Below are 13,750 nucleotides of genomic sequence, written 5' to 3'. Positions count from 1 at the left end.
CCTCACCTCTAGTTTGCCGAAATTAATTCGGTCTGCCGATCTGACTTTTCTGTCTTACTATTGTATATATATTTCTTCAACTCGGTCACCACCCTCTTTACATCATCATTTGTCAGTGCCGAACCGGAAGGCAGGCAAAGCCCTTTGCGGAAAAGCTCTTCTGATGTGCCATCTATATATGCAGGACATGAATCAAATACCGGCTGCATGTGCAACGGTTTCCAAAGTAGCCGTGACTCGATATTAACAGAATCGAGATACAAGCGAATATCATTTACTGTTACTTCTAATATCGTATTGTCGATAGTAATGCAGGTTAACCAATAGTTAGAATTAAATGCCTTGTCTCGACATTGCATAACAGCTATTTCATCCACATCAGCCAGCAATTCTGAATATAGAGCATGAATCTCTCGCCTTCGCGACAAATACTGTGACAGTACTTCCATCTGCCCCCGACCTATTCCTGCACAGATATTGCTTAGTCTGTAATTGTAGCCTATTTTTTCATGGTGATAATACGGCTTATTTTCTTTCGCCTGAGTTGCAAGAAAAACAGTTTGCTGTGCCTCTTCTGTATTTTTACAGATCAAAGCTCCACCACCCGAAGTAGTTATCATCTTATTTCCATTGAATGACAGTACTCCGAATTCTCCAAATGTGCCACATTTACGCCCTTTATATTCAGATCCTAATGCTTCTGCTGCATCTTCTATTATTGGAATATTGTATCGTGATGCAATGGTAATAATCTCATCCATTTTCGCAGGCATACCATAAAGATCCACTACAATAATCGCTTTGGGATATTTCCCTGTCTTCATTTTCCTATCAAGAATAGCTATTTCCAGTAATTTGGGAGAGATATTCCATGTATCAGCCTCACTGTCGACAAATATTGGTGTTGCACCTTGATATACAATAGGATTGGCTGATGCCGAAAATGTGAATGATTGGCATATAACTTCATCACTCGAACCTACGCCCAATTGTACCATAGCCAGATGGAGGGCGGCTGTTCCGGCACTAAGAGCTACAACATGGCATTCCTGATTAAGAAAACCTTCAAGATCTTTTTCGAATCCGGTTACGTTCGGACCCAATGGAGCCACCCAATTTTTATCGAAAGCATCTTGAATGTACTGTAGTTCGTGACCACCCATTTGGGCGATAGACAACCATATTTTTTTTGATTCCATTTACTTGATTATTTTGGCAGGTACTCCCACTACAGTTCTTCCAGACTCAACATCTTCTATCAACATCGCCTGACCTCCTACTATACTGCAACTACCTATTTTGATTTTTTGTATGGAACAACATCCTATACCCAAATTAGCTTTTTCTTCTATTTTCGTAAATCCTGCAAGATTAACGCCGGGAGCCAATGTTGCGAATTGTCCTACTGTAACATTATGACCAATAGAGCATCCAGCATTAATTGTAACAAAATCTCCTATTTCTGTCTCAAAATCAACTGAACTCTCCGGATATATTAAAACTCCACGTCCTATTTTCACCCCTTTTGACAGCCAGGAATTAGGAGATATAAAGTTTGGATATTCCACATCATAGGGATTTAGTTTTTTTGAGATTGCCTCTTTTGCCGTCGGAGAGCTCATGGCTATAACGATACATAAATTATCTATTTTGTTAGATTGCAAATAGCCTATACCAAATATCGGCAACCCGCAAAGCTCACCCCCCACTTTATTTACATCCTCATCTATAAAACCCAGTATATTATATTCATTGTCAAACATTTCTATGTTATATACAATGAATTTACCAAGATCTCCTGCACCAAAAACAATTAAGTTTTTCATGTAATTGTATTATTTTGACATCCTTATTTTTAGCTTAATATTCAATCTTTTGCGTAGAGTGCACCAAGTACGATTACTTATTCCAAGTCTGATTGAAATTGTTGACAATATGTATCGAAAGGAATCATAGTTATATTCTCATTTGAATTAATTCCATCGCGAATCACAATTTTTTGTATTGTCATCCATATAATTTGAATGTCTAATTTAAAATTCAGATGGTCGAGATACCATACATCATATTCAAATTTTTGCTCCCACGAAATGGTATTTCGTCCGTTCACCTGTGCCCATCCAGTTATTCCCGGTCGCACTTTATGGCGGCAGGCCTGTTCAGATGTATATAATGGAAGGTATTCTTTCAACAACGGACGTGGACCGATGAAACTCATATGACCGAGTAACACATTTATCATTTGTGGAAGTTCGTCTATGGAGGTTGACCTCACAAACCGTCCTATTGGATGAATTCTTTCTGAATCGGGTAATAACTTTCCATTCTCATCCCGTTTATCGTTCATTGTCTTAAACTTAACAATTCTGAAAACTTTCCCATTCTTTCCGGGTCTTTCCTGAAAAAAGAAAGGGCATCCATGATTGGCGATAGCTAAGAATATGCTTATGAACAATAATACAGGTAACAATAATGCAAGCCCAACAACAGACCCTACAATATCAAAGATTCGTTTAATGAAGTTGCGATACATTCTGATAAAATTGTAATAATGCATTCCACACATTCTGGTGCGAAAACTTTTCAACAATATGTACTCTGGCATTCAAACCCATTTCCTTTCTTAATGCAGCATCTTCGGCAAGTGATTTCATAGCTTGGTAGAGCTGATCTATATTATGAGGTTCAATTAGAAAACCTGTCTTTCCATTGATAATAATCTCGTTACATCCACAAATATTCGTTGCTATAGTAGGGAGTCCCATAGATCCGGCCTGAAGAGGTGTATTAGGGAAACCCTCACGATGAGAGGGGAACACAAAAACATCGGCATCTGCGAGATATGGGCGGATATCGTCTCTAAATCCGACACTTGTTACTCGGTTTCCTTGCCTAATCCACTTATGACAACTATCGCTTAGGGGATCAATATCTTGTTCAAAAGGACCCACTAGAACCAACTCGGCATTGTCCAATCGTTCAAAAGCTTCTTTCAATTCTTCTATTCCTTTATCGCGTACAATTCTACCGACAAAAACAAAACGTGTAACGGTATTATCCGAAATCTTGGGGATGGGTTTAAAATATTCCACATCTATACCATTGATATTACCGTTGGCTAAAACCTTCGATAGTTTGTTCGCTTTACAAATATTTATCAGTTCTTTCCTTACTCCTTCTCCTTCAGGAATAACATGTGTAGCAGCTATACATGTTAATTGATCCATTGTTTTGAGTAGTTTACTCATATACCCTTTTTTCCATGGAAAAATAAGCCCGGTAAATGTATGCATCCTTACGGGCACTTTAGCTGCCCAAGCCGCTACCATAGAGAGCAATCCTGCTTTAGGAGTCAGCGAATGCACTATATCCGGCTTCTCTTTGCGAAAAAGTATATATAAATTAATTAGAGCTCTCAAATCCTTGAGTAGTGATATTCTGCGCTCTATACAAAGTTCAACAGTACGTATTCCTTCTCTGTCTGATATTTTCCTATGTATTTCTTTGTCCGGTGATGCAACTCCTACTACTTCGTAGTAATTATTCAAAAATTGAAGCTGCCCGCGCAATAATATATCAAGTGAAATGGGTGCAGCCGCCACACGTATTATTTTTTTCATCAACTGACAAATACTAGGTAAAATGTGTATAGGTAGGAAATTACCACAGTGTACCCGATCTTAATCGGCTGATCACTCCAAAACTTTTTCATAAATAATGGATAAATCAATATCAACGGTATAAGGAACCAGGATATTTGTGCAAAACGATTTGAAAAACTTGCTCTGATTACGATAACCCAAAAAGCATTGGTCATTAAGTAAATATTGAATAGCCATATATAGAATTTATCTGTATATTTTTCTTCGAATATAAAATAATACCCAACTGAAACAGGGATTGCACTGTATAATAAAAAATCCCACCTGAAACCGGTATAACTGAAAACATCTTCACTATTATTACCTGAAATATAACCTGCAAAACGGTCATCTTCGATCAAATTGCTCCCGGCGAGTATATTTGCAACGGAATTACCTACAATTAGCGAAAGAAGAATGCAACCTACCCAAATCCAAAAATATATTTTAGAGTCTTTTATGAAGAATGCCATTCCTGCCGCTATAAGTAAGAGGTATAAGGATTTATGAATCCCCAACCCCAAAATAGACAATATTACCATTATAGTAATATTCCGTCTAAAGGTCAAGGCTAAAATTATTATTGAAGCAGCCATCCCATTCCGAATTCCGTTGACTCCGTAACTCCAAAATGTGAACATAGCCATTACGACTATAAATGGTATCAGATAATCTTCTCTGAAAATACGCTTAAATGCCCACCAGAGCGCCCCTACATACGTTGTTGCACAAAACAAAAAGAAGAAATGGACATTGCTATATTTAGCAAACCAAAACATTATAGTATTAAAAAACCATTCTCCATCTTTGAGTATTTGGAACTGATCGATATTCATTTGCAATCGATAAAACGAGTGCGCATAGTTTACAGTATCTCCGAATACATATGAGATGGGACGTAATCCCATATATAAAATCACTGCGATAATGACGATGAAGCCAATTATATTATTTACCGCTCTCACTTCAGGCTTAAATAACCTGCCCGAAAAACATTCGAATGCGGCAACTATAATTAAAGCGAACACCAAATAGTTAAAGTAATCAGTATATAAATATGTGGGGATGTAATCAATCATATTAGCTTCTGATTCCTATTCAAGGGTCATAAATTTGTTACGCTTATATTGAAATAAAAGACACAAGTATAGTACAACCCCAAAAGGTATAGCCAACACTGTCATAAATTTGAATGGCGACTCAGATATAAACCTAGAGTTACGACAAATTATACTCGAACTAACATAATGCATAGCTTCAACAAATCTCCGCTTGTGTGAGGGATGATGTTTCATAGACTCCTTACGTATAAATGCGAACCCCTGCGGATTACGGAAATATTGTCGGTACATATTCATTGAAGAACCATCAATCTGGTAATCGACATAACATAGTACCTCATTTATTGTCAACAGCTCATATTTCAAATCAATAAGCTGGTATTTATAACCCAACCCGACATATTTTTCACCCTCGAAAAGAGGATACTCAGGTACGCTTCTTACTACCGATGTGCGATAGACAAGTTTTCGATCTCCACGCCCACCCCGAGTATAGAAACCTGAAAGAGTAGTCTTATCTGTCGTAAATTCAGTTCCGATTATTGTTCCATCAAATTTTGCATCAAGACCTATAATTCCTGCATATTCATCAGATCCATGCTTTTCCCACTTATTGACAATAAGCTCTACTGCATTATCAGCAAGATAATCGTCCGAATCTATACACACATTCAATTCTGTATCTATCAATTGATATGCAGTATTATGTGCTCCATGCATTCCTTGATTTTTCTGATAGTGATATTCGATAGGGATTTTACCTTCAGCAATCCAGCTCCTAACCAAATCGCCTGTAGAATCTGTAGATCCATCATCGACTATTAACCATTTGAAATCAGACGAAGTCTGACGCAAAAGGCTCTTATAACACAAGTCGATTGTATGAGCACGGTTATAAGCAGGAGTGAATATGGTTAGCGTTGGCTTTCCGTTATATATAGATTTTGAAGCCATTCTGCATTTTTATTTATATCAAATCCCATATCGATAATTTCCTGTGAACAATTCTTCCGATCTTTATTTTCTGCTATTTGCAATGCTTTTTCTGCCCATTCTGTAGCAGGCTGTTCCAGTGATAGGAAATTTACCAGTTCGGGTATAATAATTCCGTCTTTAGGTATTTTTGTTGAATTTAGAACTTGCAATCCTGATGCTTGAGCCTCTAGTTGTGCCATTCCCAGACCTTCAAAATATGAAGGGAAGATGAATATATCCATTCCTTGCAACAGATCAGGAATATCTGAACGGCTTCCCATAAACCTTACACTTTCCTTTAGCCCCAATCGCAAGACTTTTTCTTTCACTTTGCTCTCCAAGTCACCACCACTACCCACAAGTACTAATAGTGCAGATGGTTCGCGGCGAACGATTTCAACAAATATGTCTAAAAGAAAAAAATGATTTTTGGGTTGTGAGAAACTTGATACATTACCTACAACTAGTCGTTGTACCCACTCATTGTTAACTCTTATTTTTTCTCTTCTTAGAGGATTGAACATTAATGAATGTGCATCGATTGCATTTGGAAAAAAAATTACTTTTTTCATTATTTTTTTCCCAAATAACCATTTTGCAGAACCCCAACCGCAAGTGAAATAATGAGTTAAATAAGGTCGCATTGCCCACTTAAGAACATTTCTTACAGGCATCTTCATATCAAATCCACAAGGTTCGCTATGTGCATGGGCAGCAATAAATTTAAGACCTCGTTTATGAGCCTCCTTGTATATATAGTAACCTAGTTCGGAGCAATGACCGTGTATTATTTTGTATTTAGGGTGTATGTCAAAAAAATCGGATATTGACTTTTTATATGACGAAGTACGAAAGATATTAATAGGAGGAAATCTGAATATTTTACATCCCATACTTTCTATTTCATCTTCATAAGCTCCCCTTTCTTCACGGTGCACAATGAAATCAAAAATGACTTTAGAACGGTCTATCTTTCTAAGATAATTCATTACCATGGTCTCTGCTCCTCCTCTATTGAGGATCGTAAAAAGCATTAATACCCTGACCGGTTTTTCAGTCATACCCATTTTTCTATTTCTAACTGTATGTTACAAGCTCTTCTTCATCAAAAACCTCGAACTCCGAATTGTTACTCTTGAATTCCGGAACAATCTGTTTCATCATTTGGACAGTGCTCGTAATATCTATTTTTTCAGCATATCCCATGAGCTTTATTACTTGAAGTGTTAATTTTTTATCGTCTATTTTATCACCCTGTACTATCCTTATCTTTTTATTTTTAGTTATTTGAGTAGATTCAGCTTCTGTCAGTAGCTCTTCATACAGTTTCTCTCCCGGACGAAGACCGGTATATTCTATTTTTATATCTTCATCAGGGATAAATCCAGAAAGTAATATCATTTTTCGGGCAAGATTATCAATGTTTACCTGTTCTCCCATATCAAAAACAAGAATTTCACCACTTCTTCCCATAGTTGCAGCCTGTAAAACCAGTCTGCAAGCTTCGGGAATTGTCATAAAGTAACGTATCATCTCGGGGTGGGTAACAGTCACAGGTCCCCCACTCGCTATTTGCTTCCTAAATAGAGGGATGACAGATCCATTACTACCCAATACATTTCCAAAACGAACTGTGATAAACTGAGTATGAGATGAATTGTTATTCAATCCTTGTATGCACAATTCGGCTATGCGTTTTGTAGCTCCCATTACACTCGTCGGATTCACCGCTTTGTCAGTAGATATCATTACGAATTTCTCTACTTTATTAAGTTGTGCGTGACGAGCAATATTTATGGTTCCTCCAATATTAGTAAGAACTCCCTCACAAGGGTTATTTTCTATTAAAGGAACGTGCTTATAAGCTGCTGCATGAAATACAAAGTCGGGTTTATTTTGCTCGAATACATTTTTGATTCTTGTATTCGAACGAACATCACTCAATATAAAGGTAATATTCTGGTTGGGAAACTTCTTTTGCATATCAAGCTCCAAATTATGCAACGGTGTCTCTGCAATATCCAACAGAATCAATCGTTTCACACCAAAGCGTGCCAATTGCACTGAGATCTCTCGTCCGATAGAACCTGCAGCACCTGTTACTAATACAACCTTATCACTTACTTCTTGATATACAGCCTCTACATCTATTGTTATTTCGTCGCGTTGCAAAAGATCTTCTATATCAATGTGTTTTATTCGTTGTCGTACATCCTGTTTCTCTAATGGGTGTATTCTACCACTCATCAGCATTTGCACATTATGCTCTATGCAGCTATATACCAATCTATTATGCTCATAGTTAAAATCAGCATAATTGGTAAATATAATATGAGTTATATTTTGCTTAATAGAAAGTAATAATTTACTCAAATCGCCATCCCAAGTATAGATTCGTAAACCTGCGATTTTGAATCCTTTTTTCCGGTGCTGCCGGCTTAGTATTCCGACAACCTTGTATGGAACTTCATCATTGTTATTAATTTGAGAGGCAAGTAATGGTGCATATTCACTATCTCCATAAATTAGCACATTGCTTGTCGGCTTATCGTCTCTATGCAATATCGAGTAATAAATACTTACTATAAAAACCCGAGAAAATATCATAAAGAACGAAGATATAAGCATGTCCAATAGTCCGCAGGTAATAGCATCATCTGCATCTAAAATATCTTGTTTTATAACAATCAATGATATTAGTAGGGATTTGATAACCAAAAGGAAGAATATCAGTTTGAGTTCACGGAGCGTGGAGAATCTTATACTGGTCTTGTATAATCTAAATAAAAATAACAAAAGTGTAGAAATTGCAATAGCCAAAATCAGAATGAACCCAACAGAGTCCATTATACTATTCTTTTTTTGTATAAACCAAACAAGCAATAAAGCACATAATGTACCGAAAGAAGATAAGAACAAATCAGTAGTAAATACAATACCCCGATTCAAGTATTGCAAATTACGTAGTTTATCTCTATAGCTTGTATTGATAGAAACGAAACTTCTCTTTAGTAATGACATTTTTTATATTCTAGCGTTAAGGTAAAATCTGGCAAACTCATTTAATTCAGTGCTTTACTCAATATATTTGCAGGAACTATCAATTTAAAAGTAGCAATTCCTTCAAGTCGTATGAGCATTTTACTGTTATTTTTATCAGTGCTTATCAGCTCTCCCCTAACACCTTTCAAAGATCCGTCAACAACTTGTACACGATCTCCTTTTTCGTAAATTTCGTCCAAAGTGTATTCTACACCACTTTCACATATCAATTTGAAATCGTCCATTTGCTTTTGCGGCACAATAAGCAGACTCTTACCATCTATAGACTTCATGTATGAGATTTTGACTCCGTAATCATTAGCTATTGACATACCGGTATGAAAATCTGCATATATAAAAACAATATTAGGAATAACAGGCGTCCAGACTTCAACCTTTCGATCTTTGCGTTTGCGAACTTCTTTTCGGAATGGTATATAATTCTCCACTCCAAGTTGCTCCAGCTTTTCTTTTATTAGTCTTTCTTGGTTGCGTCTTACACGAGCTGCAAACCACACATTTGATTTGTAGTATAACATTTGTGAAATTGTTGAGTTGTGAAATTTGTCAAGGTGATATATCTATTGTCATCCCTATGGAACGAAAAACCTCAGTTCATTGAAGTCTGCTTATGTTGCTTATCATCAGCGTAACATAAGAATGCAACAAATAGTGCTTAATTTTGATGTGATAATTAAAGCGTTAGCGATTTTGTTTCTCATCTCTATTTCAATATTTTACAATGAAATAATGAGGTTAAATTTTTCGAGGAAAGCAAAAGCTTCGCTATTGAAAGATACATAAATACCCTTTCAAAAATAAAATGTTTTTAGATTAGATGAAAATTACGGATAGCACTAAGTACTCGCGTGTGTCAGACAATCTTTATAAATTTAATGCTAAACGTAATTCTAAACAAGAGAATGCGATGTATTTGTAAATCTTTTAAATAAGGCATTTCTCGTATCAATAACTTATTGTGTAATTAATTTCATGCAATGTTGTCAAAAAAGAACATTAAACAATAATCTCATAACACACTTGTAGACCACTTTGATCTACTTTAGTCATTGATTATTCATTAGCCAAAGGTAGATAAAGGTGGAAAATAATGCCGAAATAAAACATATCTATCTTTTCATAAAACACGCTATTTTTTTCATAATAAACGCCAATTTCTAAAAAAATAGCTAATATGTCGATTTATTGGGGGGGGGGGAAGATAATTCTTTTTTATTTTAGTTATCTACTACATGTTTTTTTCTGTTAGATATAATGCATTTATCTTACTGCTTTATTTAAAATTATCAGTTCATTTTCCTTTCCCTCTCTACTTGGTCATATGATAAAAAAATAATGGCATAAACCTTGTTTTTGGTTTATTTATTGCCACAAGTGATTCACGATTCCATTTACATATTTCTTTACTCCAACGAATGGCGAGAGTTCTCAACGTCAGTCTATATGTTATTTTTCACCAACCCTCTGAGATATTAATAAGAACCTTTTCGGGAACCACGATCACCAAAAGAATGGCTTTAGAAAAAGTTGGGCATATCTTTATATAGGATAAATAGTTAAACACCCACCAGCTAAATACTGATGGGTGTTTCTATTCGATTTTCTCTATTCCGCTTCTTTTCGTTCGACTAGTTCAGACACTCTTAATTTACAAACAGTGGATTTTATCCCTTATTTTCAATAACTTATATATTACTTAATTATTTCATTTTAGAAATCATTATGGCAGTACCGCCACTAGATGCTAAATCGATGTCCAAAACGGAATTGGATGAAACTTCAGTTTCTTCGATACTAATAGGATATGGATTTGTTTCATAATTGGCACTTTTGCCATCTTTATAAATCTTAGCTGTATATTTCGCATTTTTGTCAAGGAAATCTAACGGTAAAGATAATTTACGACTGTCTCTGTTAGTAATACTCCCAACAAACCAATTATCACTATTGCGATCTTTACGTGCAATTGTTACGTATTCCCCGATTTTTGCATTTGGAACTACAGTCTTCGACCAATTTGTAGGACAAGAAGTGATAAATTGAAATGGTTCAGGATTTTTTTCGTAATTTTCTATCATATCCGATGCCATTTGTAAAGGGCTGTATAAGACAACAAATAAAGCCAATTGTTTAGCCAATGTTGTCCTTACCCGAGTATTAGGAAGAACCGGATTGTTGAAATTGAATGTTACCGGTGTAAAATCCATAGGTCCAGCCAGACCTCTTGTAAAAGGAATGATAGTAGTATGTTCGGGCGGATTGCCTCCATCGACAGACCATGCATCCCATTCTTGTCCACGAACGCCCTCTTGTGTCATCAGGTTAGGATAAGTACGTTGCAAGCCTGTAGGCATTACCGGTTCATGATTATCAATCATTATCTGATATTTTGCGGCGGTTTCAATTACTTTGCGATAGTGACGAACCCCATATTGGCTACTATGCATTTCTTTGTTATCCAATATTCCGCCTACATACCCTGTCTTCACTGCATTTACACCATATTTTTGATAAAAAGCAAAGGCATCTTCCATCTGGTTCTCATAGTTCTTGGTTTTACCACCTGTTTCGTGATGACCTATCAATTTTACATTTTTTGATGCAGCATAATCTGTAATTTTAGCAATATCGAAATCGGGATATGGAATTGAAAATTCGAACGACTGCCAATCTTCCCATCCTTTATTCCATCCTTCGACAAGTACACCTGCAAAATTATGCTTCGCAGCAAAATCAATATATTTAATTACGTTTTCGGTTGTAGCTCCATGCTTTGGGCCTTGATCCCATGTATACTCTTTCATGTGCATACCCCACCAGATGCCAATATAACGACCGGGAGTAATCCATGAAGTATCTTCTATTTTACTCGGTTCATTTAGATTGAGCATCAGTCGCGAAAGGAGTAAATCCCCTGGCGAGTCTGCAATAATCATCGTCCGCCAAGGGGTAACGTGTGGAGCTGTCATAAATACTTTTTCTCCGCTTGCCCATGGTGTAAGATATGTTCTTAATACAGTCGTTTTGTCTTCGGGATATACATTCATGGCTGCATAATCTGTCAGATTTGCTTCGTGTATCGTTAAATACATTCCATCCTTCGTTTCCATTGTCAACGGAGAACAAACAGTATCTAATTCATTTACAGGAGAAGCTTTATACAATCCTTCGTAAAACTCGGTATTATAAGGAATAGACCATGCCTTATGATTGCCTGTAAGAGCAAACTCAGTAAGTTCATTCATAACAACAAAATCTTTCAGGTTCTCTTGCTCCGGAAATTCGTAGCGAAAGCCTATACCATCATTAAACGCACGAAAGACTATTGTAAACTTACGTTTCAATCCGCTTTTTTCTTCGATATTGACAGCCATTTCATTATAGGTATTGTCAACAGATATCTCTTCACCCCAAGGTTGTTCCCAAGTTTCACTGAAAGTGGAATGTTTTATATCCTTGATTTCAAATCCATTGTTTAGATTGCTGTCTTTCAGCGTGAAACCCAGAAAGGATTTGTCTAAGATTGGTTTATTTTCTTTGTTTACTGTATAATAAATCTTTCCGTCATCCAGTCCGACTTGCAATTTAATTTTTCCGTCGGGGGATGATATTATATCCGAGTAGTTGGAACTACAAGCAGATGTAATCAGTAGTATAAATAGTAGAAAATAGCTGATTATATGTTTCATTTCTATAATTTTATTTTAGAATTAAATATTCATAGGGCTTTAGAATCATTGTATTACCTAAGGTCATTGAGTTTCCCGAAAATAAATTAGTGAATTTCTTGTTGCTCAAATCGTATGGAAGCTCCATCTTTTGTTCTGCATTTCTTACGTTAATAGCTACAATGACTTTTTCGGTATCCGTATATCTCTCAAACAACAGTATGTTTTGGTTAGGATATGTTTTCAGGTCTCCTTTACGTAACGCTTCATTTATATTATATATCTGAAATATACGTTCGTATTCTTTTCTTAGTCTGTTATTTGCAGACCAATCGACAGGTGTATACCTGAAGAAATTAATCGCTTTTGGATATCCCACTTCCTGCGAACTGTAAATCATAGGACATCCCGGCATATATGCCGAAACCAGAAAGGCTGACATAGATCCACGTTCACTATTAAATTCCTCAACAGGAGATTGCTTTTGAGTTTCATCATGATTCGTGCTGAATCTTAGTTTTCGCTTACCTTTTGGTATTGCTTTATACTCCGCTTCGTTGGCAGAGAACAGAGCTGTTGCACACGAATCTTTCAGATACACATCACGCATGGCTTCCATAAAATCCCATGCATAATTAAGGTCGAAACCAACATCGAAATGGTCTTCTCTCTTTCCTTCCGCCAGCATGAGTAGCTTATGCCCGGGTATACTCCTCAACGTGTCATTTGCTTGTTGCAGAAAGTCGGCAGGAACAAAATCAACCGCATCGCAACGGAATCCGTCAATACCGACTTCTACAATCCAATATTTCATCGCATCTATCATCGCTAAACGCATATCCTGATTGTTGAAATTGAGATCAGCTACATCATTCCATCCTGTTCCTGCCGGCGAAATAATGTTGCCAATACTATCTTGTGTGTACCATGCAGTATTCTTTATCCATGGATTATCCCATGATGTATGGTTTGGAACCCAATCGATTATAACTCCAATTTCTTTGTCATGACATTGAGTTATAAGCTTCTTGAAATCTTCCATCGTCCCAAATTCTGAATTAACCGATTTATAATCTTTCACACAATAGGGCGAATTGACCGATTTCTCTTTTCCTATTTCATGTATAGGCATAAACCAGATAATATTTGCCCCTAATTGTTTTATTGAATCAAGATATAATCCGATTGCATTAAAAGATTCCTTTTCAGCAAATACACGAGGGTTTACCTGATATATCACAACATCGTCCAACTGGGGCAAGGTATATGTTTTTTGCCCTTGCCGAGCACAACTCAATAGGGTAAATAAAAGGCAAAACGATAATAAATATTTAGTCATTAT

Annotated in this window: 11 protein-coding genes; all 11 read right to left on the bottom strand. The window is 36.3% G+C overall.

Annotated elements, in window-relative coordinates; genetic code table 11:
* Positions 1–8: 8 nt before the first annotated feature.
* A complete protein-coding gene (locus G7Y57_RS07140) occupies positions 9–1,199 on the bottom strand; it encodes a DegT/DnrJ/EryC1/StrS family aminotransferase (protein ID WP_165021580.1) in 1,191 nt (396 codons plus the stop codon).
* Positions 1,200–1,826, bottom strand: a complete 627-nt coding sequence (locus tag G7Y57_RS07135; protein WP_165021578.1) for an acetyltransferase — start codon at positions 1,824–1,826, stop codon at positions 1,200–1,202.
* 77 nt (positions 1,827–1,903) lie between these two features.
* Entirely contained in the window at positions 1,904–2,533 is a 630-nt protein-coding gene (locus tag G7Y57_RS07130; protein WP_165021576.1) for a sugar transferase, read from the bottom strand.
* Positions 2,514–3,620, bottom strand: coding sequence for a glycosyltransferase family 4 protein (locus G7Y57_RS07125; protein WP_185153928.1), 1,107 nt, complete (start codon positions 3,618–3,620; stop codon positions 2,514–2,516). Before G7Y57_RS07125 ends, G7Y57_RS07130 begins: the two co-directional genes overlap by 20 nt.
* Entirely contained in the window at positions 3,620–4,720 is a 1,101-nt protein-coding gene (locus tag G7Y57_RS07120; protein WP_165021573.1) for an EpsG family protein, read from the bottom strand. The genes G7Y57_RS07125 and G7Y57_RS07120 overlap by 1 nt, the downstream gene beginning before the upstream one ends.
* Positions 4,721–4,735: 15 nt before the next feature.
* Positions 4,736–5,656, bottom strand: coding sequence for a glycosyltransferase family 2 protein (locus G7Y57_RS07115; protein WP_165021571.1), 921 nt, complete (start codon positions 5,654–5,656; stop codon positions 4,736–4,738).
* Positions 5,617–6,738 carry a glycosyltransferase gene (locus G7Y57_RS07110; RefSeq protein WP_165021569.1) on the bottom strand — a complete coding sequence of 374 codons (1,122 nt, stop codon included), beginning with the start codon at positions 6,736–6,738 and terminating at the stop codon, positions 5,617–5,619. The genes G7Y57_RS07115 and G7Y57_RS07110 overlap by 40 nt, the downstream gene beginning before the upstream one ends.
* Positions 6,739–6,754: 16 nt before the next feature.
* A complete protein-coding gene (locus G7Y57_RS07105; RefSeq protein ID WP_165021567.1) occupies positions 6,755–8,698 on the bottom strand; it encodes a polysaccharide biosynthesis protein in 1,944 nt (647 codons plus the stop codon).
* 41 nt (positions 8,699–8,739) lie between these two features.
* Positions 8,740–9,258 carry a UpxY family transcription antiterminator gene (locus G7Y57_RS07100; RefSeq protein ID WP_165021565.1) on the bottom strand — a complete coding sequence of 173 codons (519 nt, stop codon included), beginning with the start codon at positions 9,256–9,258 and terminating at the stop codon, positions 8,740–8,742.
* Between the two features lie 1,182 nt (positions 9,259–10,440).
* Positions 10,441–12,429, bottom strand: a complete 1,989-nt coding sequence (locus tag G7Y57_RS07095; RefSeq protein ID WP_165021563.1) for a glycoside hydrolase family 97 protein — start codon at positions 12,427–12,429, stop codon at positions 10,441–10,443.
* A gap of 10 nt (positions 12,430–12,439) precedes the next feature.
* Positions 12,440–13,747 (bottom strand): alpha-amylase family glycosyl hydrolase, encoded by a 1,308-nt coding sequence (locus G7Y57_RS07090; protein ID WP_165021561.1) that lies wholly within the window; start codon positions 13,745–13,747, stop codon positions 12,440–12,442.
* Between the last annotated feature and the right edge of the window lie 3 nt (positions 13,748–13,750).

The organism is Dysgonomonas sp. ZJ279 (assembly GCF_011039205.1).
Lineage (GTDB): Bacteria > Bacteroidota > Bacteroidia > Bacteroidales > Dysgonomonadaceae > Dysgonomonas.
This window is presented reverse-complemented; position numbering and strand designations above follow the sequence as displayed.

Excerpts from the sequence above, each read along its gene's own strand:
- G7Y57_RS07100 (WP_165021565.1), bottom strand. The coding sequence starts at position 9,258 with ATGTTATACTACAAATCAAATGTGTGGTTTGCAGCTCGTGTAAGACGC.
- G7Y57_RS07135 (WP_165021578.1), bottom strand. The coding sequence starts at position 1,826 with ATGAAAAACTTAATTGTTTTTGGTGCAGGAGATCTTGGTAAATTCATT.
- G7Y57_RS07125 (WP_185153928.1), bottom strand. The coding sequence starts at position 3,620 with ATGAAAAAAATAATACGTGTGGCGGCTGCACCCATTTCACTTGATATA.
- G7Y57_RS07105 (WP_165021567.1), bottom strand. The coding sequence starts at position 8,698 with ATGTCATTACTAAAGAGAAGTTTCGTTTCTATCAATACAAGCTATAGA.
- G7Y57_RS07090 (WP_165021561.1), bottom strand. The coding sequence starts at position 13,747 with ATGACTAAATATTTATTATCGTTTTGCCTTTTATTTACCCTATTGAGT.
- G7Y57_RS07140 (WP_165021580.1), bottom strand. The coding sequence starts at position 1,199 with ATGGAATCAAAAAAAATATGGTTGTCTATCGCCCAAATGGGTGGTCAC.
- G7Y57_RS07115 (WP_165021571.1), bottom strand. The coding sequence starts at position 5,656 with ATGGCTTCAAAATCTATATATAACGGAAAGCCAACGCTAACCATATTC.
- G7Y57_RS07095 (WP_165021563.1), bottom strand. The coding sequence starts at position 12,429 with ATGAAACATATAATCAGCTATTTTCTACTATTTATACTACTGATTACA.
- G7Y57_RS07130 (WP_165021576.1), bottom strand. The coding sequence starts at position 2,533 with ATGTATCGCAACTTCATTAAACGAATCTTTGATATTGTAGGGTCTGTT.
- G7Y57_RS07120 (WP_165021573.1), bottom strand. The coding sequence starts at position 4,720 with ATGATTGATTACATCCCCACATATTTATATACTGATTACTTTAACTAT.
- G7Y57_RS07110 (WP_165021569.1), bottom strand. The coding sequence starts at position 6,738 with ATGACTGAAAAACCGGTCAGGGTATTAATGCTTTTTACGATCCTCAAT.